We start from the raw sequence: 23,608 nt of genomic DNA, 5'->3' as shown, positions 1-23,608 counted from the left end.
CCGGACCTGCACAATGCCTGATTTCAGCCCGGAAGATAATAAGCTCGCCCTGAAGGTGGTGTTCTACGGCCCGGCCCTGAGCGGCAAGACCACCAACCTGATGCAGCTGCATTCCCTGCTCAATCCGGAGCGCAAGGGCGAGCTGATGGTGCTCGAGACCCGGGACGACCGCACCCTGTTTTTCGACATGCTGCCCATCGGTCTGCGCAGCCACTCCGGACTGGACCTGAGGCTGAAGCTCTATACCGTGCCCGGACAGGTCCAGCATGACAGCACCCGCAAGGCGGTACTGTCCCGGGCCGACGGCGTGGTGTTCGTGGCCGACTCCCAGGTCGCCCAGCAGGACAACAACGCCATCGCCTTCGGCAACCTGGAAGACAACCTGGACAAGGTAGGCCTCGATATCGACACCCTGCCCATGGTGGTGCAATTCAACAAACGAGATCTGCCTGCGGTGGTGGACGAGGCCGAACTCCAGGCACGCTGGGCCGGCACGCCCTGGGCGCCACTGGCCATGGCCTCGGCGCTGCAGGGCACGGGGGTCATCGAAACCTTCCAGGCCCTGCTCGACCGTCTTTACACGGGCATCGATGCCGAGTTCGACCTTGCCGGCAAGCACAGCATTGACCGGTCCACTTTCATTGGCCGACTGAGCGCCAGTCACGGGGTGGATGATGCGTAACTTCGAGGACGATCCGACGCTGTCCGACCTGCTGACCCCGGACCAGCTCCAGAGGCTGAGCAACGGGCTAAGCGCCCTGTGCCGGAAGCCGGTTGAGATCAGCGAAAACCGTGCCGGAGACGCCGTTCCGGTGGAGTTCAACCTGGAAACCGTCGGTTGGCTGAGCGGTGGCGCCTCTGACGGAGAACGCGAGGCCGCGGCCGAACTGGTGTCCTTCCTGATGCTGTTCGTGGCCAAGTATCGCCTGGCCGCCAATATCCACCATGACACCACCGAAGCCAGCTATGCGGAGCTTCAGCGCCAGAACGAGGCCCTCAGGGCATCCGAAGCCAAATACCGGGAACTGTCCGACCAGCTGCAGCAGAAAGTGGATGAGCAGGTCGACGTGATCCGCCAGACCCAGCAGGAACTGTACGAGAGTGCCCGGTTGCGCTCCGTTGGTCACCTGGCCGCCGGTGTCGCCCACGAGATCAACAATCCCGTCGGGTTCATCAGCAGCAACCTTCGGGTGGCCCGGGACTATGTCCAGAACCTGGAGCCCCTGCTGCCGGAAACCCTCGAGAACCGTGAGCTGCTGGAGGACTTCCAGGACCTGCTCAGCGAGTCGATCGAGGGAACTGACCGCATTGCCAGCATCGTCGCTGACCTGAAGACCTTCTCCAGCATCGATCAGGCCGATAACGCCCTGTGCGACCTGAACAGCCTGCTGCGCAGCGCCTGCCACCTGGTACAGACTGAACATGACCACCGCCTGAACATCACCGAAAACCTGGCAGAGCTGCCCAGGATCCCGGGCCACCCGTCCAGACTGTCACAGACCCTTTTCAATTTGCTGGACAACGCGGCCCGGGCGGTCGGGGACGATGGCCGCATCCTGGTCAGGACCCTGGCGGACAATACCGGCATCCAGGTGATCATCCAGGACAACGGCTGCGGCATCCCGGAGACGGTTCGCAGCCAGGTCTTCGATGCCTTTTTCACCACCCGGCCGGTGGGTTCCGGCACCGGGCTGGGACTCACCGTGGCCCGGGATACGGTCCGCGCCCACGGTGGCCAACTGACACTCGACAGCCAGGAGGGGGCGGGTACCCGAGTCGTCGTCTCACTGCCAGTCCAACAAGGTTCCTGAATGGCAAATCGCTACGCATCCCTGTTTTACGGAAACGACACCGACAAGCAACCGGCCCCGGAGCCGAGCAAGCGCACCGCGCCCTATCGCCTGCTGCTGGTGGACGACGAGCCCAACATCCTGGCGTCCCTGCGCCGGGTGTTCCAGCGGGAAAATTACGAGCTGCTGTTTGCACGTAGCGGTGCCGAGGCCCTTAAAATCCTGGAAAAGCAGCCGGTCGAGCTGATCATGACCGACTTCATGATGCCGGGGATGAATGGCAGCGAACTGCTACGGGAAGTCCGGGAGCGCTGGCCCCAGACCATCCGCATCATGCTCACCGGACACGCCAACACCGACGCGGTGATGGGCTCGATCAAGGACGGCGCCGTCTACCGCTTCATCCTCAAGCCCTGGAACGACGACGACATCCGCCTGACCATCGCCCTGGCGCTGGAGCAGTACGAGCTGATGCAACGTAACCGAAGCCTGGAGCAACAGACCCAGAAACAGGGCCGGGACCTGGAGACCATCAGCAAGCTGACCGCCACCAACCGCAGTCAATTGGCCATCCTGCTGCACAAGAAAGGCTGGCTCAATCCCCAGCAGATTCAGCAGCTGCACCGGGAAATGCAAAGCCAGAAGACACCGGTGGTGCGCCAGCTGCTCAAGCATGACTGGGTGGACTTCACCAAGGTCTTCGAGCTGCTGCGGGATGAGATGCTGTTCGAGGAAGTGGACCTGAGGGAGTTCCAGCCGGACCCCAGCCTGCTGTCCCTGATCCCCCAGAAAATCTGTACCCGCCAACTTGTGCTACCGCTGCGGGTCAGTGGCCAGCGCCTGCGCCTGGCCATGGTGGACCCCATGGACATCAACCTGATCGACGAACTCGGGTTCATGACCGGCTACACCATCCACCCCCTGCTGTGCGAAACCTCGCAGATGCAGAACAAGCTGGCGGAAATCTTTGGCGATACCAACGATCTGGACGACATCACCACCAAGGTGGGCTCTGACGATCCCTATGAAGGCATCGAGATCGTCCTGGACGAGGACGCCGATCAGGAATCCCTGGAACAGTTGCTGGGCAGCTCCGAAGAGCCACCGGCGATCCGGCTGGTAAATGCCATTATCCTCGAGGCGCTGCGCCTTGGCGCCAGCGACATCCACGTTCATCCCCGCACCAAGTCGCTGGTGGTGCGTTACCGCATTGACGGGGTGCTTCAGGACAAGATCCACATCCCGACCAACCTGCTGATGTCAGTGGTCTCGCGCATCAAGGTCATGGCCGAACTGGACATCACCGAGCGGCGTCGGCCCCAGGACGGCCGGATTACCGTCAAGACCCCGATGCGGATTGTCGACCTGCGAATCTCCACCCTGCCCACCATCAACGGCGAGAAGGTGGTCATGCGGGTGCTGGAGCGCCAGTCCTCGGCCCAATCCCTGGAGGATCTCGGGCTGTCGCAACACAACCTGGCCCGGCTCAAGCATGTCATCGCCAAGCCCCAGGGCATCATCCTGGCCACCGGCCCCACCGGCAGCGGCAAGACCACCACCCTGTATGCACTGCTGCAGCACAATGCCTCGCCGGAGCGCAATTACGTCACCATCGAGGACCCGGTGGAGTTCCATGTCGACATGGCCGGCCAGGTACCGGTCAAGGACCGCATTGGACTCGACTTTGCCAGCGTGCTGAGAGCAATCCTGCGCCAGGACCCGGATGTGATCCTGCTGGGCGAGATCCGGGACGAGGAAACCGCCGATGTGGCGTTCCACGCAGCGATGACCGGCCACCTGGTCTATTCTACCCTGCATACCAGTTCCGCCGCGGCCACCGTGGCGCGACTGCTGGATCTCGGCCTGAAGCCTTTCGTGCTGGCTTCGGCACTGGAAGCCATCATCGCCCAGCGCCTGGTGCGGCGGATCTGCACCCACTGCCGGGAAGAGACCGAACGGCCGACGGAGGTTCTCGAGCAGCTGGGGCCGCAGTTCCTGAGTGAGGATCTGCGTTTCTATCGGGGCCGGGGCTGCGAGAAATGTCACAAGGGCTACAAGGGCCGGGTCGCCATTCACGAAGTACTGACCATGAACGAGGAACTCCGGATTGCCATTACCGAAGGGGCCAGCGCCATGCAGATCGAGACCCTCGCCCGGGAAAAGGGCATGATGGTACTGCTGGACGATGCCCTGGAAAAACTGCGCGACGGCCTGACCACCGCCGACGAAATCCTGCGCCTGCTGGGACCCCAGGTACTCCATGGTTAACGCGCTCAAGCGACCGGCCTTCTGGTACTGCCTGACCCTCGCCCTGGCCATATCCCTGGGTTCCGTGGGTCTGATCATCCTGATCGACTTCGGCATCAGTGGGCCGGAAGGTGTCGGCCGTCTGTCACTGCGTCCCGGCGGCGGGCTGATTGCGCTGACCCTGTGCGCTGCCTTCCTGGCGCTGTTGCTGCGCTACCGCTGGCTTGCGACCGGCCTTGGCTTCGGCCTCATTGCCCTGGCCTCACTGCTGACGCTGGCACCCCGTTTGCCCGAGAGCGACTGGCTGGACATCGCCGCTCTCAACCCGTTACTGCTGCTCGTGATTCTGCTGATCAGCCTGAGCGGGCTGGCTGCCATGCACCTGTCCCGGGGCTGGTTTGTCGGGCTGGTCTGCGGCCCGATGGTGTTCGGCCTCGGCCTGGTGTCCCTGCTGTCTCACTGGTATCCGGGACTGTCCGCTCTGGGGCTGGGCAATCTCACGGAAGCCACCCTGGTTCTCAGCCCCCTGGTGATGCTCGCGGGCTTGATCCTGCCGTTCCTGTATTCCATCTATCACAGCGAAGTGCAGTTCTATTCCAAGGGCCTGCTCGTACTTGGCATCCTGGGTATCCTGATCACCACTCTGAGCTGGCACGCCCTGCGCCTGCAATCCGGCGAGCGCCTGATCGAACGGGCCGAGTCACTGGCGAGTCAGCTCGAGGCTTCGGCCGACTCCGCGTTTGGCGTCAAACTGGCGTTGATCCGCCGCCTGGCCGAGCGTTGGGAGCTGCTCGACGGCGTCCCCTCACAGTCGTTCTGGGAGCAGGAAGTGAGCAGCTACCTCCGTGATTTCCCGGACCTGCGGCTGATCACCATCCTCAACCGGGACCACAGCCCGGTGCGCACCGAATCCCGCACCCTCGACTACCGCGGCTGGCTGGAAATCTTCCTGTCAGACCAGCGAAACCGGGATTGGCTCAATCACACCATCGAGGCCCGCAGCGCACATCTCAGTGCACCACTGGTGGACAACCAGGACCGTTATCACGCAGCGATCGCCGTCCCGATCACTCCGGGCCCGGGTTATTCGTGGTCAGTTCTTGCCGTCGTGGATCTCCAGACCGTCTACGAAAAGTTGACGGCCTATTACGACGGCAACCTGCACGTAAAGGTCTACCACCAGAACCAGAAGGTATTCGATACCGCCCCCGATATTACCGGGGAACAGGAATCCATGCTGGCCTCCCAGCGGATCACGCCACACCACGACAGTGAACGCCGGATCGAAGTCTACACCCGCAGAGGAAGCCTTCCCCCGGGCGAACTCTACCTGCCACCGGCGGTTTTGTTCACGGGCCTGGGACTGAGCTTCCTGGTGATGCTGTCGCATTTTTTCTGGCGTCAGTCCGAACAACGCACCCGAAGCCTGGCGGAACTGAACGAGGTGCTGAACCAGCACCTGGAGGAGGAGCGGGAACTAAGGACCACCAACGAGACCCTGTCCCGGGAACGGGACCAGTTTTTCGCCCTGTCTCCGGACATGTTCTGTATCGTTGACCTCAACAGCCATTTCTTCGAGCTCAACGAAACCTTTGTCCATACCCTGGGCTACACCCGCGACCAGCTGCTGGGCAGCTCCTACATGAAGCTGGTTCACGCCGAGGACCACGAGAAAACCATCCGGGCGGTGCAATCCCTGACCGAGGGCCACGAGGTCAAGGACCTGCTGATCCGGGTCCTGGACTGCGACGGCAACCCGCACTGGCTGCAGATCAACGCCATTCTCAGTGCCGATGACCTGATCTACGTGGTCGCCCGGGACACCACCGACCAGCTGGCAATTGAAGAGAAACTCAGGGAAAACGAGGCCCTGCTCAAACTCGCCGAGCGCCTGGCGCAGCTGGGCGGTTGGGTGGTTGACCTGTCAACCGGCAAATCGGTCTGGTCGGATGCCGTCTGTGACATCCACGAGTTACCCCGGGGCCAGGCGCCGGACGTGGAGGACGCCATCAATTTCTATGTCGACGAGCACCGGGAGCAGATCCGGGCAGCGGTGCTGCTGTGTGCGGAAACCGGCATTCCGTTCGACGAGGAACTGCAGATACGCACCGCCAAGGGCAACCTGCGCTGGGTGCGGGCTATTGGTCATGCCGTGCAGGACGACGAGGGCAAGGTGGTGAAACTCCAGGGCGCGTTCCAGGACATCACCGCCAGCCATCAGGCCATGGAGCAGATCCGACGCTATGCGGAACGACAGGCGATCATCTTCGAGAGCATCACCGACGCTTTCTACACCGTCGACAACGACTGGCGCTTTACCTACGTCAACCGCAAATCTGAAGAGCTGCTACGCAAAAACCGGGACGACTTGCTCGGTCACAACCTCTGGGAGGTCTTCCCCGACACCATCGGCACGGAGCTGGATGATCAGTATCGCTACGCAATGGAAACCGGCAACTCGGTGTCGTTCGAATTTTATTACCCGCCCCTGAACGAATGGCTCGAGGTCAGCGCCTACCCGTCCGACGAGGGCCTGGCGGTCTACTACCGCAGCATCTGGGAGCGCAAGGAAGCACAGCAGAAACTGGAAGCGGCCATGGCCGAACTGGAACGCAGCAACCGCGAACTCCAGGACTTCGCCTTCGTGGCATCCCACGACCTGCAGGAACCCCTGCGCAAGATCCAGGCTTTCTCCGACCGGCTGATGACCAAATCCGACCAGTTCGGCCCCAGCGAACAGGATTACCTGAAACGCATGCAGTCCGCTGCCGGACGCATGCAGCAGCTGATCGAGGATCTTCTAAGTTATTCCCGGGTCACCACCCGGGCCAAGCCGATGGCGCTGTGCCACACCGATGACGTCCTTACCGGAGTACTTCAGGATCTGGACACCGCCATTACCCACGAGCAGGCCCGCATCAAGGTTCAACCGCTGCCCGACCTGGTGGGAGACGCGACCCAGCTGCGCCAGGTGTTCCAGAACCTGCTTAGCAACGCCATCAAATTCCACGCTCCCGACACACCACCGGAAATTTCCGTCTATGCTGAGAATGTCAGTGACTCGGGCTGGACCCTGGTGGTGCAGGACCAGGGGATCGGATTCGATCCACGCTACACCCAGAAACTGTTCCACCCGTTCCAGCGCCTGCATAGCCGGGACGGGTATGCGGGTACCGGGATTGGCATGGCCATTGTGAAAAAAATCCTGGATCGCCACGGTGCGGAGATCACCGTGGTTAGCGCGCCCGGGGAAGGAACCACGTTCCGGATCCGGTTCACAAGCAGTCCTGCACAGGAGCAGAGCAAGGATGAATAAACCTGTAAAACCCGCCCTGGTGGTGGTTGCCGATGATGACCCGGACGACTGCCTGATGATCCGGGAAGCCTTCGAGGACCAGTGTGCCGACTGCACCCTGTGTTTTGTCCACGACGGCGAAGAACTGATGGATTTCCTCCATGGCCAGCATCCGGACCGCGAGGGCCAGACCTGTCCGGTTCCGGACCTGTTGCTGCTGGACCTGAACATGCCGCTCAAGGATGGCCGCCAGTCCCTGCAGGAGATCAAGTCGGATCCCCGGCTGCAGGTACTGCCTACGGTCATCATGACCACATCCAGTGACCAGGATGACCGGGACTTCTGCCAGCAGCGGGGTGCCAACGACTACATCGTCAAGCCCCGGAAATACAGCGATTTGCTGGATGTCGTAGAGTCACTCACAAAACAGTGGATTAACAAGGAACATGACTGACCCGATGCTCCGTGTCCTGCTCATCGAGGACGACGAAGACGATTACCTGATCACACGGGATCTCCTGCACGACGTCAGCCCTTCTGGCGTTGAACTGATCTGGCGGGACACCATGCTGGCCGGACTTGAAGCCCTGGAGCAGGAGCGGATCGATGTCACCCTCGTCGATCTGCGCCTGGGTCCGGATTCCGGCCTGGATGTCATCCGGGAAGCCCAGGACCGGGGAATTACCTCTCCTTTTATCCTGCTCACCGGCCAGGGCGATGCCGATCTGGATGCCCGTGCCGTGGAACTGGGCGCGGCGGATTACCTCGTCAAGGGCCGGCTGGACGGTCATATCCTGATTCGCAGCATCCGCTATGCAGTAGACCGGGCCGCCGCCAACGAGGATCTGGCCAGCAGCGAAGCCCATTATCGCCTGCTGTTTGAAAACAATCCCGCGCCCATGTACCTGGTGCAGCCGGAATCGGGGCGTATCGAGTCCATGAACCGTGCCGCCATGGCGCTCTATGGCTTCCATACTGGGGAAGCCGTTGACCTGTCACTGCCGGATCTGCGGTGCAATACCAGCCCCGTTGCCCGGGAAGGCGTCATCCTGCGCGAGGGCAGCACCCTGGAAGAACACCGGACCCGGGATGGCGACAGCCTGTACCTTGAACTACTGACCGAGCGCATTGTTCTCGATCATCACCCCCTCGATCTGGTGATGGTCACCGACATGACCCGTCAGATTGATAACAGCCGTCGGCTGCGTCTACTGCAACAGTGCATCGAATCCAGCTCCAACGGCATCGTCATCGCCGATGCCCAGCAGCCGGACATGCCACTGGTGTACGTGAACCCCACGTTCGAACGTATCACCGGCTTCAGCCCGGAAGAGTCGGTCGGCCGGAACTGCCGGTTCCTGCAGGGCTACAGTGACGATCCGAGCAACGAACAGGCGCTCGCCGAGATCCGGAAGGCCCTCGCCACTGGCGGCGAAACCTCCGTGGTACTGCGCAACTTCCGCAAGGACGGCACGCCGTTCTGGAACGACCTGTACCTGTCGCCGATCCGGAACGACGAGGGCGAGGTGACCCACTTCGTCGGGGTCCAGAACGATATTTCCGAGCGCAAGGATGTGGAGAACCAGCTGGCCTACAACGCCAGCCATGACGTACTCACCCAGCTGCCCAACCGGGCGCTGCTGGAGGATCGTCTGGAACAGGCCTGCCGCTTTACCCAGCGCCACGGCCGGACCCTGGCCCTGTTGTTCATCGATCTGGACGGCTTCAAGCTGATCAATGACTCCCTCGGCCACCGTACCGGGGACAAGCTGCTGATCGAGGTGGCCCGCCGGCTCATGGAGGTCTGCCGGACCGGCGATACGGTGGCGCGGGTCAGTGGCGACGAGTATGTGATGTTGCTGCCGGATCTGGCCCGCAATGAAGATGCGCTGATGGTGGTCGAGCAGATCATGCGCACCCTCTCCGCGCCCTATAACGTCAACGACGAAAACCTGCACCTGACCGCCAGCGTTGGTATCGCCACCACCGACGGCAGCATCAGCCAGCCCACGGAACTGATCCAGCAGGCCGACCTGGCCATGTACCGGGCCAAGCAGATGGGGCGAAACACCTATCAGTGGTTCTCAGAGCAGCTCAACACCGAGGCCAGTTACCGGGTCAAACTGCGCAACGAGCTGCAGGATGCCATCGACAATGAGCGGCTCACCCTCTATTACCAGCCACTGATCGATTCCCGAACCGGCAAGGCACGGGCCGTGGAAGCCCTGGTGCGCTGGAACCACCCGGAACGGGGCCTGGTATCACCGGGAGATTTCCTGCCCCTGGCGGAAGAGACCGGGCAGATCATCGCCCTGGGCCAGTGGGTACTGGAGCAGGCCTGCAGAGACATGCTTCGGCTTCACAAGGCCGGGTTCAAGGACTGCACGGTAGCCGTGAACGTGTCACCCATGCAGGTACGCAAGGCCGGCTTTATCGGCGCCGTAAGCGATGCGCTGGAAGCCTCCGGCCTGCCCCCGGAAGCCCTGGAACTGGAAATTGTCGAGTCGGCGGTGCTCTACGACGCCGACCAGGTGATCCGGACCCTGCATGATCTGAGAGATCTCGGGGTCGGTATTGCCATTGACGATTTCGGCACCGGTTTTTCCAGTCTCAGCTACATCAAGCTGTTGCCGGCCAACAAGATCAAGATCGACCGCTCCTTCATCCGGGATGTCATCCAGGACCGCAGTGACGCCGCCATCACCCAGGGGGTGATTTCCATGGCCCACCACCTGTCCCTGGACGTGGTGGCGGAAGGGGTGGAGACCGACGCCCAGGCCGCTTTCCTGCGACGGAACCAGTGCGACCTGCTGCAGGGGTTCCTGTTCGCCCGGCCCATGCCGCTCAACCTGCTGGAAGAGTACATGCATACCCGCGGCGGCTACGCCAGCAGCGCTGCCGATGATCAGGACAGCCCGGACAAAACCCTGTTGCTGCTGGATGACGAGAGCAACATCCTGCGGGCACTGACCCGGGTATTACGGCGGGATGGCTACCGGATCCTGACCACCACCAGTGTGCATGAAGCATTCAGCCTGCTGGCCGAGAACGACGTCCAGGTGATCATCTCGGACCAGCGGATGCCGGAAATGTCGGGCACGGAGTTTCTCAGCCGGGTGAAGGCAATACACCCGGATACCGTCCGCATCGTGCTATCCGGTTACACCGACCTGAAATCGGTGACTGAAGCCATCAACGAGGGCTCGATCTACAAGTTCCTGACCAAGCCCTGGGACGACAAACAGATCCGGGAGCACGTGCAGAAGGCGTTCCAACACCACCAGACCCTTCAGGGCTGATCAGATCAGCCCGAGGGCCCTGGCATGATGGTTCAGGTGATCGTCGATGAACGAGGCGATGAAGAAATAGCTATGGTCGTAACCCCGGTGCATGCGCAGGTTGATGTGGTGGTGGAACTTTTCACAGATGTCCGCCAGCGCCTCCGGGTTGAGCTGGGTCTCCAGAAACTCGTCGGCGGTGCCCTGGTCCACCAGCAGCGGCAGACGTTCCCGGGCCGTGGGGATCAGCAGGGTAGCATCCCACTGCTCCCAGCTTGACCGATCGTCCCCCAGGTAACCGCTGAACGCCTTCTGGCCCCAAGGGCATTCGGTAGGATTGGCAATCGGCGCAAAGGCCGACACCGACTGGTAGCGCCCCGGGTTTTTCAGGGCACAGATCAGGGCACCGTGTCCGCCCATGGAATGGCCACTGACCGATCGCTGGTCCGTCACCGGCAATTCGTTTTCCACCAGCTGCGGCAATTCCTTCACCACATAATCGTACATCCGGTAATGGGGAGCCCAGGGCTGCTGGGTGGCATTGATGTAGAAACCCGCGCCGGTTCCGAAATCGTAGCTGTCATCCTCGCCCGGCAGGTTGAGTCCCCGTGGGCTGGTGTCCGGGCACACGATGGCCAGACCCAGTTTCGCGGCCAGTTTCTGGGCACCGGCTTTCTGCATGAAGTTCTGGTCGGTGCAGGTCAGCCCGGACAGCCAGTAGAGTACCGGTGCCGGCCTGGGTGAGCTGCCCACGGCGGAGGGAGGCAGAAACACCGCGAACTCCATATCGCATTCGAGGCTCGCGGAGGTGTGGCGGTAACGGCGGTGCTCGCCACCGAAACAAACGTTTGTGGATAGCAGTTCCATAATGGATCCCGGTCTGAAAAGGTGAACTCAGTCCTCGTCCGCGCTGGCGTATTTCGGCAATTCAAGACCACAGCCGGTTCGGGCCAGCTCGGACAGGATAGCACTACGTGTGACAATGCCGACCAGTTTGCCATGGTCGACCACCGGATACACTTTCGGCTTGCCGGCGCCAAGATTCTGCGCCAGATCCACCACCGCCATCTCCGGTGAGATGGTCAGGGGCTGACGGAACATGACATCGTCCACGATCGGGTCACCCTCACAGTGGTAACTGCTCACCAGCAGGGAATGGATGCAGTCCTGCTCGGAAACAAACCCCAGGACGCGCCGCTGGTCATCCACCACGGGCAGACCGGTGACATGGTTGATCAGCAGGGTCTTGACCACCTTTGTCAGTGGTGTGCCGCAGCGAATTGGCTCAATGTGGTTCCACATCACATCGGATACTTTCAGTGACCGCATGGGCAAATCCCTCCACTTCCGTTTTCATCGCAGGCCAAACCGGCACGCCTATCCCTAAACATAGGCAATCAGGGGACAAAAGGAAAACCGATTCGGTGAAAACGGTTTACAGGTGAAAATAACTGACTAAACTCAATCAGTTATACCCAAGACAGGGTAAATCCACTTTCTCAATCCATGGCAAACGCAGGGAGATCCCCATGTCAGCCATTGAAAACTTTATTGGTCAGATCAACGGTTTGGTGTGGGGCCCTCCCATGCTGGTCATGATTCTCGGGGTCGGGCTGTTCCTCAGTATCGGCCTCAAACTGATGCCGGTCCTCAAGCTGGGAGCCGGCTTCAAACTTATGTGGCAGGGGCGCAAGGCCACCGGTGCCGAAACCGAAGGTGAAATCCCGCCGTTCCAGGCCCTGATGACCGCGCTCTCGGCAACCGTCGGAACCGGTAACATTGCCGGCGTGGCCACTGCGGTGTTCCTGGGTGGACCGGGTGCCCTGTTCTGGATGTGGCTGACAGCCCTGGTGGGTATGGCCACCAAGTACTCCGAGGCGGTACTGGCGGTACGGTTCCGTGAGGTGGATGAGCGTGGCAATCACGTGGGTGGTCCGATGTATTACATCCGCAATGGCCTGGGCAGCAAATGGACCTGGCTGGGTGTCCTGTTCGCGATTTTCGCCGCTATCGCCGGCTTCGGTATCGGCAACACGGTACAGGCCAACTCCGTGGCGGATGTGATGGAAGCCAACTTCGGTCTGCCCCACTGGGCCACCGGCGTGATCCTTATGGTGCTGGTCGGGATGGTACTGATTGGCGGTATCCGCCGGATCGGCCATGTGGCCAGCGCCCTGGTTCCGCTGATGGCCATCTCCTATCTGCTGGCCGGCATCGTGGTGCTCGCCATCAACGCCGCGGATATTCCCGCCGCCTTCGCGCTGGTGTTCAAGCATGCCTTCAGCCCGATTGCCGCCGAGGGCGGTTTTGCCGGTGCCGCCGTCTGGGCCGCCATCCGCTTCGGTGTCGCCCGTGGTGTCTTCTCCAATGAGGCGGGACTGGGCTCCGCGCCCATTGCCCACGCCGCCGCACAGACCCGTGACCCGATCAACCAGGGCATGGTGGCGATGCTGGGTACCTTCATCGACACCATCATCATCTGCACCATCACCGGCCTGGTGATCATCACCTCCGGGGTCTGGACCAGCGGCGTTTCCGGTGCCGAACTCACCTCCCTGGCATTTGCCGATGCACTCCCGGGTGTGGGCAACTATATTGTGGCTATTGCCCTGGCGGTGTTTGCCTTTACCACCATTCTGGGCTGGTCGTTCTATGGCGAGCGCAGCATCGAATTCCTGTTCGGTGTGAAGGCGATCGTGCCTTACCGGGTTGCCTGGATCATTGCGATCCCCATCGGCGCCACCCTGAAGCTGGGATTTGTCTGGCTGGTGGCGGACACCCTCAACGCCATGATGGCGCTGCCCAACCTGGTGGCCCTGTTACTGCTCAGTCCGGTGGTGTTCAAGCTGACCCGGGAGCACTTTGCCCGGGAGAAAGCACTGGGGGTTGATTGATAGGCAGGTTCTCAAATTCCTGTTATATCGATGTAAAAAAGTGTTTGGATGAGATGGATCATTGCACCCTTGTATTCACCTCATCCAGCACCAGAATACTTGTATACACTCAAGAAACCGGAACGACCATCAGAGGAGAGAATCTATGAGTTTGCGTCTTGGAGATACCGCACCGGATTTCGAACAGGATTCAACAGAAGGCAAGATCCATTTCTACGACTGGCTTGGCGACAGCTGGGGGGTCCTGTTCTCGCACCCGGCAGACTTCACCCCGGTGTGCACCACCGAGCTCGGCCTCACCGCCAAGCTGAAGGACCAGTTCGCCAAGCGTAACGTCAAGGCCATCGCCCTGAGTGTCGACCCGGTCGACTCCCACAAGGAATGGGTAAAAGACATCGAGGAAACCCAGGGCTGCTCGGTGAACTTCCCGATCATCGCCGACGAGGACCGCAAGGTTTCCGAGCTGTACGACATGATCCACCCCAATGCCGACAGCAGCCTGACCGTGCGCTCCCTGTTCGTAATCGATCCGAACAAGAAGGTGCGCCTGATCATCACCTATCCGGCCTCTACCGGTCGTAACTTCAATGAAGTACTGCGGGTCATCGACTCCCTGCAGCTGACCGACGAGCACAAGGTCGCGACCCCGGGTAACTGGGAGCGTGGCGGTGATGTGGTAATCGTACCGTCCCTGCAGGACGAGGAAGAGATCAAGGAACGGTTCCCGCAGGGTTACAAGGCGGTGAAGTCCTACCTGCGCATGACACCGGATCCCAAGACCAACTGGGGTGGTGACTGAGGAATGGAGAAGGGGTCAGAAGAAAAACTTCTTCTGACCCCGGAGTTAGGACCCAAGATGGGGTCAGATGAAAGCTTTCATCTGACCCCTTTTTTATGAGCCGGAGTCTGAAGCCCACGGGGTCTGAAGAACTCGTTCTTCTGACCCCTCTTTTACATCCCTATCAGAACGCCGGAACAACGGCACCCTCATACTTCTCCATAATAAAGTCCTTCACGGCATCGGACTTCAGCGCCGCCGCCAGCTTCTGCATGGCTTCGCTGTCCTTGTTGTCCGGACGGGCAACCAGGATGTTCACGTACGGAGACTCGGAACCCTCGATCACCAGGGCGTCTTCAGACGGGTTCAGGCCCGCTTCCAGCGCGTAGTTGGTGTTGATCAGAGCCAGGTCCACCTGGTTCAGGATGCGCGGCAGGGTGGCTGCTTCCAGTTCCTTGAACTCCAGGCCCTTCGGATTTTCGGCAATGTCACGCGGGGTCGCGGTGATCTTGCTCTCGTCCTTCAGCTTGATCAGACCGGCCTTCTGCAGCAGGAGCAGGGCACGGCCACCGTTGGTCGGGTCGTTCGGAATCGCCACCACAGCACCGTCTTCCAGCGCGTCCAGGGAATCGATCTTGCTGGAGTAGGCACCGAACGGCTCAACGTGAACGCCGGTGACAGTGACCAGGTTGGTACCACGACCTTCATTGAACTCGTCCAGGTACGGCTGGTGCTGGAAGAAGTTGGCGTCCATCCGCTTCTGGTCCACCTGGATGTTGGGCTGGATGTAGTCGGTGAATACTTTCACGTCCAGCTCCACACCTTGCTCAGCCAGGGTCGGCTTCACAAACTCCAGGATTTCCGCGTGGGGAACCGGAGTCGCGGCGACGGACAGTTCCTCGGCGGAAGCGGCAACGGAAAAAGTGGCGGCAGCGGCAAACGCGGCCAGTGTTTTCTTGATATTCATAACCTGTTCTCCTGTGTAAAAGACATTGAAGTTAGATGATCCTGTTGGCTCGGGCCGCCGACGGGCGATGCTTCCCGAAAACGTGGAGCGCCAGGGATGGCGCGACCGAGCCCTACAGGGACGTATTCACGGGCGTTTTTCGGGAAGCATCGCCCGTCGGCGGCTCCCCCCAAACTCTGACGGTTATTTGCGGCTGAAATAGAGCACCAGACGGTCGCCAACCATCTGGAGTACTTGTACAAAAATCACCAACAGCGCCACAGTAATCACCATCACGTCGGTCTGGAATCGCTGATAACCGAAGCGGATGGCCAGGTCACCCAGGCCGCCGCCACCGATGACGCCGGACATGGCGGCATAGGACACCAGGGTAATAGCGGTAACGGTAATGCCGGCGATGATGCCCGGCAGTGCCTCCGGCAGTAAAGCCCCGAGAATGATCTGGCGCACGTTGGCGCCCATGGCCTGGGTAGCTTCGATGATGCCCCGGTCCACTTCCCGCAGTGAGGTTTCCACCAGGCGGGCGAAGAAAGGCGCACCCCCAGCCACCAGCGGCGGAATCGCACCGGCGACACCGAGCGAGGTGCCGATCAGCATGACGGTGAACGGGATCATTACGATCAGCAGGATGATGAACGGCACCGATCGCAGCACGTTCACGACAAATGACAACACCGCGTAAGCCACCGGCTGCTCCAGCAACTGGCGTTTGCCGGTAAGGAACAGCAGCACCCCGATGGGCAGGCCGATCAGCACGCTGAACAGCAGGGACATGCCCACCATCACCAGGGTGTCCCAGCTGGCCCAGCCGATTTCGCTCCAGTCGACGTTACTCAATAAGGCTTCCATCAGCGCAGCACCTCCACATGGACGTCGGCGGCTTCGAATTCCTGCATGGCCACGTTCAGGTCACCACCGACCAGAGACAGTGTCAGCTGGCCGTAGGGGGTGTCCTTGATGTGGTCGATGCGGCCGGACAGGATGCTGAAATCCACGCCGGATTTGCGGGCCACGCTGCCCAGCAGCGGCTGGTAGGTGGATTCGCCCTTGAAGGTCAGGCGCAGGATGCGGCCATCGGCTTTCTGCAAGTCTTCCTGCAGCTCCTCGTGGTCGATACTCTCGCTCTCGAATACAAAATCCCGGGTGGTGGGATGCTGCGGGTGCAGGAACACCTCACTCACCGGTCCCATTTCCACCACGCGACCGGCATCCATCACTGCCACCCGGTCGCAAACGCGGCGCACCACATCCATCTCGTGGGTGATCAGCACGATGGTCAGGCCCAGCTCGCGGTTGATGTCCGCCAACAGTTTCAACACCGACTGGGTGGTCTGCGGATCCAGCGCACTGGTGGCCTCGTCGCACAGCAGGATGGTCGGTCGGCAGGCCAGGGCACGGGCAATGCCGACCCGCTGCTTCTGGCCACCGGAGAGCTGGGACGGGTACTTGTTGGCATGGTCGGTCAGGCTGACCCGGGCCAGCAATTCCTCGACCCGGTCCCGGATCTCGGTTTTCGAGTAGATACCCGCCAGCTTCATCGGAAAGGCAATGTTGTCCGCCACGGTCTTGGAGGACAACAGATTGAAGTGCTGGAAGATCATGCCCACCTTGCGGCGGAATGCCCGCAACTGGGCCGGGTTATAGCCGGTGATGTCCTCGTCGTCGATCAGGATGCGGCCACCGGTGGGTGGTTCCAGCAGGTTGATCAGACGCACCAGCGTGGACTTGCCCGCCCCGGAGTGACCGACGATGCCGAAGACCTCGCCGGTTTCAATCGTCATATCGGTGGGATGCAGCGCAGGGATCGCCCGGCCGCCCACCTGATACGACTTCTGTACCTGGTCAAATACAATCACAGTCAGCGCCTTGTGGGTGCAGCGTTAAAACCGGCGATTATAGCGCAATCCGTGACCAAACCCGAATGGGAATGAATTACGAACCCTGGCCGGGGCATGGGTACATGCCCTTACAGCCGCGGTCCAAAAGGCCAGAAAATGGGGTGGCAGGGGCAGGAATGGTGAGCGGTAGCCGTTGCCGGCTACCGCATTGTCGGTGTCAATGCAGGGCGCGCATCTGGCGCGGGTAAAGTGCGGCACTCACTTCCGGTTCCTCAAGAAGATCCGCCAGCTCGCGATCCACATCCGTTTCCTCACCCTCGGCCGGCAACGGCTCAAAGAGCGTATTCAGCCAGGCAGTGACCGACGGTGCCTCGTCCCGCCGGTAATCCGTGGACAGCGCCTTGATCCGGCGGAAGCCGATGATGCGCTGGTGGCGTGGATCCCGGATCTGTTCAAACCCCCGCCAGTAAACATGATCCCGGGTGTGGAGCTGAACAAACAGGGTGTCGATGGGGCCGCCGTCATCGTCGTCCGAGGCGGCTTCATTTGCGTCGTTTTCTTCGCCTTCTTCGGTTTTCTTATGGCGAATAGTGGTCCAGGCCGGGTAGAGCACCGCCACGGCGTCTGCTTCCACGTGCTCCCGCGCAGCACGGAGAATCAGTCCCCAACGGGCCTTGTCGGCATTGCTTTCAAGGGAGTTAATGGGCAAGTCGTAGCTTTGTTCACTGGACAGGACGATTGCCATCATCGGGGCGTCAAGTTCCCCCATGGCCTCGGCCTGTGCTACTGATACCAGTTCGTCGATTGCCATCGGTTGGTTCATAAGACGCTCGCCTCCTCGATGCCATCTGGTGGGTCAGGAAGAAGATGCCTTCCTGACTCACAGCATAGCCTGTTCCACATACAAAGATAAACGTGGAGTTTCAGGAGCCGGATCACAACCCCTCAGAATGCATCTTCCAGGCGCTCATAGTGACTGAACCAGGGCGCGGCCTCCTCAAGCTGCGCCGCCAGCTGGAACAGCACATCCTCACCACCGTGGGGTGCCCCGAACTGGACACCGACCGGCAGTCCCGACAGCGTCCAGTGCAGGGGCACGGACATGGCCGGCGTACCGGTCAGGTTGGCCAGCTGGGTGAACGGCGTGCGTGCCAGGCTTTCCATGGCCATCTGGTCCACCTGGCCGCTGCGGTGCACCAGCCGGCCCGCTTTCAGCGCCAGCATCATCTTGGCGGCGAATTTCAGATGGGACGGCGTATCAAGTTCGCCGATGCGGGCCGGCAACTGGCCCGTGGTCGGACACAGGTAGAGATCATAACTCTCGAAGAAGGTGCCCAGCGCCCGGGCGAAGTCGTTCCACTGCTGGCGCCGGCGAACATACTCCGGTAAGGGCATGGTCCGGCCGAGCATGGCGATCAGCCGGGTGTCCAGTTCGAAGTCATCGTCGGTGGCACCGAACTGCTCCCGGGCCCGCTCCATCAGGGCCGACACCTCGCCGAAGTACAGCCCGAGGTAACAGCGAGCCAGCGCCATGCCGTCGAATTCGGGCTGGGCGTATTCGACCATATGCCCCAGACGCTCCAGGGTGCGCGCAGTTTCCTCCACGGCGGCGATACACTCAGGCGCGACCTCGGTATCATAGGGGGATTCGGTAAACACACCGATGCGCAGCCGGCCTGGGGCCTTCTGCATCAGCTCGGCGTAGGGGGCCGGCGGTGGTGCAATGACAAAGGGATCACCCGTGGCGGGCCCGGCCAGCACATCGAGCATGGCCGCGCTGTCGCGGACGGTTCGGGTCACCACGTGGTCGACGGACGCCCCGGTCCAGGTCTCACCCAGGAACGGCCCACTGGATATCCTGCCCCGGGAGGGCTTGAGCCCGAACAGCCCGTTGTAGGCCGCCGGAATACGAATGGAGCCACCGCCATCGTTGGCACCGGCCATCGGCACCACACCGGCGGCCACGGCGGCGCCGGAACCCCCGCTGGAACCACCCGGCGTGAGATCAAGGTTCCAGGGGTTGCGGCTCGCGCCCCAGAGCTCCGATTCGGTCACGGCCTTCAGCCCGAATTCGGGGGTGGTGGTTCGCCCCAGGAATACGAGGCCACCCTGGCCGGCACGCCGGGTAAACTCGGAATCCACCGGCGCAATATTGTTTTTCAGACCTCGGCTACCATAGCTGCACGGGTGACCGGCCTGCTCCTGGGCCAGGTCCTTGAACAGAAACGGGACACCGCTAAAGGGAGCGGATTCGGTAAACTTCTGTTCCAGTGCTTCGGAAAACTGGGGGTGGCAAATGGCATTCAGGGTGCCATTGACCCGGGTTGCCCGATCAATAGCCGCTTCGCAGACATCCCGGGCACGGATCTCGCCACGTCGGATCAGGTCGGCGAGGGCAGTGGCATCAAGTCTCAGATACTCGGATTGCTTCATGATCACGTCCGTTTGTTATTGTGTTATCTGAATGGTGACGGGTATTAAGATATGAACCGGAAAATCGGAAGCTTACGCCAGCGCGTTCTGTTTTTCATCCTGGCCCTGCAGGCCTTTGCAGCAACCGGAGCTGCGTCACAGGACGACAGCGAAAACGACGGCTGGACCGGCATTATCCGCGAGTCACCGTATTGGGTCAGCCAGGGGGTCTATCAGAACATCCAGACCATCCGCAGCTGGGTGCTCGCCGAGAATGCCTATTGCTCGGAATCCGAACGCCACATCCTGTTCGACATGCGCGGCCGGTTCCTGGGCTGGATTGCCGATGGCCCCGACAGTGCCAGCACCCAGCAAAAGTTGAACAGTACCCGCCAGTCTCTCCATGATCGCGGCGAGGTGGACAGCTGGCTGGCCGGCAGTGAGGGGCAGACCGGCTATCCCTTCGCCCTGGCCTGTGATCAGCCTCACGTCAACCTACCGGAAGCGCTCGCCCGTTATCTCGGCACTCTGCCCGCCGACCGCCTATGGGGCCGCTGGGACGACCTGAGCTTCGCCAGCAGCGAACAGCCGGGCAACCTTCACGATGCCCTGCTATACGTGTACAACACCCGCCAGCAACAGGGGCGACTGGACCTGCCAGCCACCATGCCCCTCTATCTTGCCGGCCAGCTGTTGATCGAGAGCGGCGGCCAGGCCCGGGCCCACTCGGCCGCCAACGCCCGGGGCATATTGCAGCTTTCCCCCAGCGCGCTGTCCGATTGCGGCCTCAGGCCCGAAAACTATTGGCACCGCCTGGCGCAGATCGACTGCGCCCTGCGCCTGACCAACCAGAATGCCCGCAATCTTCGCCCGACGTTCGAATCACGGTTCGGGCACCTGCCGGCGGACAAACAAGACCGGCTGTTCACCCTGCTGCTGATCCAGGCCTATCATGGCGGAGCAGCGCGGGTGCAGTCGCTGCTCGACGATGAGACCCTGGCCCGGCCCGCAGCCTATTTTGCCGAACACCAGGAGCGCTTTTCCGCCGGCGATATCGCCTTCGGCATGGTCTTCCACAACCTCGGTCGCGACCGGTTCGGCCTGGCGTCACTGTACTATGTGGCCGACGTACAGCTTGCGACCGAGGCCCTGTGCCGTAGCCCCCGACTCAAGGACACGGATTTCTGCCAATGGAACTGACCCTGATCCCGGAGGTGCTGTCGCCGGGGATTGCCCTGTTCCTGCTGGCCTGCTCGACGCTGACCTCGATGATCACCGCCAGCCTGGGCGCAGGCGGTGGCCTGCTGTTACTGGTCCTCATGGCGAGCTGGCTACCACCCACCGCCATCATCCCGGTTCACGGCATGATCCAGATGGGCTCCAACGCCGGTCGTATGGTACTGACCTGGAAACACATCGACTGGAAAGTGATCGCCGCCTTCGCACCGGGTGTTGTCGCCGGTGCCGGCATCGGGGCCTGGCTGCTGGTGAACCTGCCTGAACACCTCTGGCAACTGGCCATTGCCCTGTTCGTGCTCTATCTGTGCTGGGGACCGGCCCTGCCGAAAGCGGCCTTCGGACGCCTGGGCGTTTTCCTAGCGTCCGGGCTGACCAGTTTCATCAGTCTGTTCGTGGGCGCCACCGGTCCCCTGGTGGCCGCCTTCATCAAGCAAATCCACCGGGATCGGTTTGCCACGGTCGCCACCTTCGCCACGACCATGACCCTGCAGCATTTGCCCAAGGCACTGGTGTTCGGATTTGCCGGTTTTGTCTTCGCCGACTGGCTGGTGTTCATCCTGGCCATGGTGGCATTCGGCTTTGCCGGCACCTGGCTCGGGCTGCACGTGCTCCGGTCCATGGGTAACCGCTGGTTCACGCTGGTATTCAACGTGATGCTCACGACCCTGGCTCTGCGACTGCTCTGGCAGGCGGGCATCACCGCCGGCTGGTGGTCAGCGCCCTTCTAGCTAGCCGGGGGCACGGGCACCACCACGACGGCATTTCGCCCCCGGGATTTGGCCACGTAACAGCCCTCATCCGCCCGGGCCAGCACCTCACGGGGGCCGCTGTTCGTGGCCGTAAGTTCCGTCAGGCCTATCGATGCGGTCACCCCGAAACTGCGGCCCTCATGCGCAATACGCAGCGCCTCTACGCCGGCGCGGATCTTTTCCGCCAGCAGCTCAGCCGGTCCGAGCCCGCAGGAAGGCAGGATCACGCCAAACTCATCGCCCCCGAGGCGGGCGACCGTATCCGAATGGCGTACGGAGTCCTTGAGCAGGTCCGCCAGCCGACGGAGCAGGTCGTCACCGAGCAGGTGGCCACCCTGATCGTTGACCGGTTTGAAGTGATCCAGGTCGATCAGCATCAGCACTGAAGGCGTATCCTGCCGAGCAGCTTCGCCCAGCAGTTTAACCAGGGTTGCGGTAAAGGCACGGCGATTCAACAACTGGGTCAGGCTGTCGTGGGTTGCCTCCCAGGACAACCGCTGTTCCTCCCGACGGCGCTCGGTATCGTCCCTCAGCACAAACACCATCTGCTCGTTGTGCAGGCCCTGACGGATGTGGAGGAGGGTCAGGTCGATGTCGAACTCCAGCTCCCGGCGATTGCGCAGGGTGGCGTACAGACTGTCGATGTCCTCGCCCTGGAGAAAATCGGTGCGATGCCAGGGTTTGCCATCCACCTCGATGGTCACCCGGTCGAAAAAATTCTCGCCCAGGCAATCCTCGTCGACTCCGATGAACCGACAGGCCGCCCCGTTGGCAAAACGGATCATGCCGTCTGTATCGAGCATCAGGACCCCTTCCTGCAGGACACCCAGAATACTCTCTGCCCGCTGCTGCTCCTGGTGCAGAGTTTCGGTCACTGTGTTGAAGACCTCGGCAACCCGTCGGATTTCGCGGCCACCGGCCACGTCCACGGGGTTTCTCCGGGTACCACGATAGCGCTCCTGGATCTGCTCGCTCAGGGTCTGCAGGGGAGCCATCAGGCGACGGAAACGCCACAACGCCAGCGGTACGAGGATGACGATGACGGCGAGCAGAATCCAGATGAAGGTGTCCGCCACCCGAGTGAGAGGTGCATAGGCTTCCCGGGCCGGCCAGACAGCGACCACGAACCAGGGCACCTGGGCCATCTGTTGAAAGGACATAATGCTCGTCTTACCAACACTGCTCTGATTGAGAACAGTACCCTCGAAACCTTCCAGTGCCTCACTCAGGGAGGAATATTCCCTGCCTACCGGGATCATCATCTCACCGGTACCGCCATGGCTGATAATCATCCCTCGCCGGCTGACCACCTCGATATAGCCGGTTTTGCCCAGAGTCAAACCGGCGAATTCCTCAAGGAAGTTATCGCTTTCAAGCAAGATGGCGCCACCGAGCATGCCAATAAACCGGCCCTTGTGATTGAAGATCGGTGCCGCAATCATCACCGCCGGCTTGTCCTTATAGTTGGACGTGTATGGCTCGCTGATCACCGGTGAGAGCTGACTGGTGATCTGACTGAAATACTCCCGGGAGCTGACGTTAAGTCCGGTCTGACCGTATGCTTCGGGGTACTCCGCCAATACTTCGCCCGTCGGATCGATCAGGTAAACCCCATCAAACTGGTGATGCAGGGCAACCTGTTGCTGCACCAGCACCCGCGCACGCCCCCGCAGCGCCGTTTCACTCATGGTGAGACTGGCGGCTACCTCGGTCAGGATCTCCAGCCGGCGCCCGAGCTTGTCATCCAGCTCCACCGCGACCAGCTCGGCGATGGTGGCGACCTGGTTACGAGCCTGCTGCTCCAGTTCCGCCCGGCTGAGCAGGGAGCCTGCTCCGGCGACAATCAACGCGGTCACCAGTATAACGATAGTCACCAGGGCCACCGCCCGGTTCACCAGACTTCCGAACCACCGTTGGATCAGCACGTCGGGCCAACTCCCCAGTCGAGTATCAAGGGTGCGATAGATCTCCCCCCGTTGAACAGAATTCCGTCATCAGCCAGTTTAGCGAGCCGGCAACCCCCTGCAAAAGACCAACACAGGCCAGTCCACAACATTTAACATGTTTGAAATTTTACTGATAATCGTTATTATTTAGATCCAACCTTTAAAGCCGAGAGGA

The 23,608-nt window shown here is 61.3% G+C and carries 18 protein-coding genes; 10 read left to right on the top strand and 8 right to left on the bottom strand.

The features are described from left to right. Positions 1-13 precede the first annotated feature (13 nt). The 6 genes from BM254_RS03845 to BM254_RS03820 are packed head-to-tail and all read left to right on the top strand — an operon-like array spanning position 14 to position 10,631. Positions 14-682 carry a GTP-binding protein gene (locus BM254_RS03845; protein ID WP_091998869.1) on the top strand — a complete coding sequence of 223 codons (669 nt, stop codon included), beginning with the start codon at positions 14-16 and terminating at the stop codon, positions 680-682. Continuing rightward, positions 675-1,811: a sensor histidine kinase gene (locus tag BM254_RS03840; protein WP_091998867.1), complete on the top strand. Its 1,137-nt coding sequence runs from the start codon at positions 675-677 to the stop codon at positions 1,809-1,811. Before BM254_RS03845 ends, BM254_RS03840 begins: the two co-directional genes overlap by 8 nt. Further along, positions 1,812-4,058, top strand: a complete 2,247-nt coding sequence (locus BM254_RS03835) for an ATPase, T2SS/T4P/T4SS family (RefSeq protein WP_091998865.1) — start codon at positions 1,812-1,814, stop codon at positions 4,056-4,058. Beyond that, positions 4,051-7,353, top strand: coding sequence for a PAS domain-containing protein (locus tag BM254_RS03830; RefSeq protein ID WP_091998863.1), 3,303 nt, complete (start codon positions 4,051-4,053; stop codon positions 7,351-7,353). The genes BM254_RS03835 and BM254_RS03830 overlap by 8 nt, the downstream gene beginning before the upstream one ends. Then, the gene (locus BM254_RS03825) at positions 7,346-7,786 is read left to right on the top strand and encodes a response regulator (protein ID WP_091998861.1); all 441 of its coding nucleotides are present in this window, start codon (positions 7,346-7,348) and stop codon (positions 7,784-7,786) included. The genes BM254_RS03830 and BM254_RS03825 overlap by 8 nt, the downstream gene beginning before the upstream one ends. Beyond that, on the top strand, positions 7,779-10,631 hold the full coding sequence (locus tag BM254_RS03820) for an EAL domain-containing protein (protein ID WP_091998857.1): 2,853 nt from the start codon (positions 7,779-7,781) through the stop codon (positions 10,629-10,631). Before BM254_RS03825 ends, BM254_RS03820 begins: the two co-directional genes overlap by 8 nt. Here the strand turns inward: BM254_RS03820 and fghA are convergent, their stop codons facing one another. Both fghA and BM254_RS03810 read right to left on the bottom strand, forming a co-directional pair. Continuing rightward, positions 10,632-11,477, bottom strand: coding sequence for an S-formylglutathione hydrolase (fghA, locus tag BM254_RS03815; protein ID WP_091998854.1), 846 nt, complete (start codon positions 11,475-11,477; stop codon positions 10,632-10,634). A gap of 27 nt (positions 11,478-11,504) precedes the next feature. Further along, the gene (locus BM254_RS03810; protein ID WP_091998851.1) at positions 11,505-11,939 is read right to left on the bottom strand and encodes a CBS domain-containing protein; all 435 of its coding nucleotides are present in this window, start codon (positions 11,937-11,939) and stop codon (positions 11,505-11,507) included. A 200-nt stretch (positions 11,940-12,139) separates the two neighbouring features. Here BM254_RS03810 and BM254_RS03805 point away from each other — a divergent pair, with 200 nt between their 5' ends. Then, the gene (locus BM254_RS03805) at positions 12,140-13,504 is read left to right on the top strand and encodes an alanine/glycine:cation symporter family protein (protein WP_091998849.1); all 1,365 of its coding nucleotides are present in this window, start codon (positions 12,140-12,142) and stop codon (positions 13,502-13,504) included. 145 nt (positions 13,505-13,649) lie between these two features. Then, entirely contained in the window at positions 13,650-14,303 is a 654-nt protein-coding gene (locus BM254_RS03800; protein ID WP_091998845.1) for a peroxiredoxin, read from the top strand. Positions 14,304-14,466: 163 nt separating this feature from the next. Here BM254_RS03800 and BM254_RS03795 read toward each other — a convergent pair whose 3' ends face one another. The 5 genes from BM254_RS03795 to BM254_RS03775 all read right to left on the bottom strand — a co-directional run bounded on the left by BM254_RS03795 (position 14,467) and on the right by BM254_RS03775 (position 19,520). Then, the gene (locus BM254_RS03795; protein WP_091998839.1) at positions 14,467-15,249 is read right to left on the bottom strand and encodes a MetQ/NlpA family ABC transporter substrate-binding protein; all 783 of its coding nucleotides are present in this window, start codon (positions 15,247-15,249) and stop codon (positions 14,467-14,469) included. A gap of 183 nt (positions 15,250-15,432) precedes the next feature. Beyond that, a complete protein-coding gene (locus tag BM254_RS03790; RefSeq protein ID WP_091998835.1) occupies positions 15,433-16,098 on the bottom strand; it encodes a methionine ABC transporter permease in 666 nt (221 codons plus the stop codon). Next, positions 16,098-17,105 (bottom strand): methionine ABC transporter ATP-binding protein, encoded by a 1,008-nt coding sequence (locus BM254_RS03785; protein WP_091998833.1) that lies wholly within the window; start codon positions 17,103-17,105, stop codon positions 16,098-16,100. The genes BM254_RS03790 and BM254_RS03785 overlap by 1 nt, the downstream gene beginning before the upstream one ends. Positions 17,106-17,304: 199 nt before the next feature. Beyond that, positions 17,305-17,910 carry a hypothetical protein gene (locus BM254_RS03780; RefSeq protein WP_091998831.1) on the bottom strand — a complete coding sequence of 202 codons (606 nt, stop codon included), beginning with the start codon at positions 17,908-17,910 and terminating at the stop codon, positions 17,305-17,307. A gap of 122 nt (positions 17,911-18,032) precedes the next feature. After that, a complete protein-coding gene (locus BM254_RS03775; RefSeq protein ID WP_091998828.1) occupies positions 18,033-19,520 on the bottom strand; it encodes an amidase in 1,488 nt (495 codons plus the stop codon). 51 nt (positions 19,521-19,571) lie between these two features. Between BM254_RS03775 and BM254_RS03770 the strand changes: the two genes are divergently transcribed. Together BM254_RS03770 and BM254_RS03765 are read left to right on the top strand one after the other, a co-directional pair. Continuing rightward, positions 19,572-20,699, top strand: coding sequence for a lysozyme family protein (locus BM254_RS03770; RefSeq protein ID WP_091998825.1), 1,128 nt, complete (start codon positions 19,572-19,574; stop codon positions 20,697-20,699). Then, positions 20,690-21,466 (top strand): sulfite exporter TauE/SafE family protein, encoded by a 777-nt coding sequence (locus BM254_RS03765; protein ID WP_091998823.1) that lies wholly within the window; start codon positions 20,690-20,692, stop codon positions 21,464-21,466. The genes BM254_RS03770 and BM254_RS03765 overlap by 10 nt, the downstream gene beginning before the upstream one ends. Here BM254_RS03765 and BM254_RS03760 read toward each other — a convergent pair. Beyond that, a complete protein-coding gene (locus BM254_RS03760; RefSeq protein WP_342714218.1) occupies positions 21,463-23,412 on the bottom strand; it encodes a sensor domain-containing diguanylate cyclase in 1,950 nt (649 codons plus the stop codon). The genes BM254_RS03765 and BM254_RS03760 overlap by 4 nt on opposite strands. Positions 23,413-23,608 lie beyond the last annotated feature (196 nt).

It is taken from the genome of Marinobacter pelagius (assembly GCF_900114925.1).
Taxonomy (GTDB): domain Bacteria; phylum Pseudomonadota; class Gammaproteobacteria; order Pseudomonadales; family Oleiphilaceae; genus Marinobacter; species Marinobacter pelagius.
Note: the sequence above shows the minus strand (reverse complement) of the source record. Positions and strands in the feature narration are given on the sequence as shown.

What these genes read in the sequence shown, in the direction of transcription:
- BM254_RS03835 (WP_091998865.1), top strand. Translation starts at nt 1,812, where the DNA reads ATGGCAAATCGCTACGCATCCCTGTTTTACGGAAACGACACCGACAAG.
- BM254_RS03775 (WP_091998828.1), bottom strand. Translation starts at nt 19,520, where the DNA reads ATGAAGCAATCCGAGTATCTGAGACTTGATGCCACTGCCCTCGCCGAC.
- BM254_RS03825 (WP_091998861.1), top strand. Translation starts at nt 7,346, where the DNA reads ATGAATAAACCTGTAAAACCCGCCCTGGTGGTGGTTGCCGATGATGAC.
- BM254_RS03770 (WP_091998825.1), top strand. Translation starts at nt 19,572, where the DNA reads ATGAACCGGAAAATCGGAAGCTTACGCCAGCGCGTTCTGTTTTTCATC.
- BM254_RS03800 (WP_091998845.1), top strand. Translation starts at nt 13,650, where the DNA reads ATGAGTTTGCGTCTTGGAGATACCGCACCGGATTTCGAACAGGATTCA.
- BM254_RS03840 (WP_091998867.1), top strand. Translation starts at nt 675, where the DNA reads ATGCGTAACTTCGAGGACGATCCGACGCTGTCCGACCTGCTGACCCCG.
- BM254_RS03845 (WP_091998869.1), top strand. Translation starts at nt 14, where the DNA reads ATGCCTGATTTCAGCCCGGAAGATAATAAGCTCGCCCTGAAGGTGGTG.
- BM254_RS03765 (WP_091998823.1), top strand. Translation starts at nt 20,690, where the DNA reads ATGGAACTGACCCTGATCCCGGAGGTGCTGTCGCCGGGGATTGCCCTG.
- BM254_RS03830 (WP_091998863.1), top strand. Translation starts at nt 4,051, where the DNA reads ATGGTTAACGCGCTCAAGCGACCGGCCTTCTGGTACTGCCTGACCCTC.
- BM254_RS03780 (WP_091998831.1), bottom strand. Translation starts at nt 17,910, where the DNA reads ATGAACCAACCGATGGCAATCGACGAACTGGTATCAGTAGCACAGGCC.
- BM254_RS03795 (WP_091998839.1), bottom strand. Translation starts at nt 15,249, where the DNA reads ATGAATATCAAGAAAACACTGGCCGCGTTTGCCGCTGCCGCCACTTTT.
- BM254_RS03790 (WP_091998835.1), bottom strand. Translation starts at nt 16,098, where the DNA reads ATGGAAGCCTTATTGAGTAACGTCGACTGGAGCGAAATCGGCTGGGCC.
- BM254_RS03805 (WP_091998849.1), top strand. Translation starts at nt 12,140, where the DNA reads ATGTCAGCCATTGAAAACTTTATTGGTCAGATCAACGGTTTGGTGTGG.
- BM254_RS03820 (WP_091998857.1), top strand. Translation starts at nt 7,779, where the DNA reads ATGACTGACCCGATGCTCCGTGTCCTGCTCATCGAGGACGACGAAGAC.
- fghA (WP_091998854.1), bottom strand. Translation starts at nt 11,477, where the DNA reads ATGGAACTGCTATCCACAAACGTTTGTTTCGGTGGCGAGCACCGCCGT.
- BM254_RS03810 (WP_091998851.1), bottom strand. Translation starts at nt 11,939, where the DNA reads ATGCGGTCACTGAAAGTATCCGATGTGATGTGGAACCACATTGAGCCA.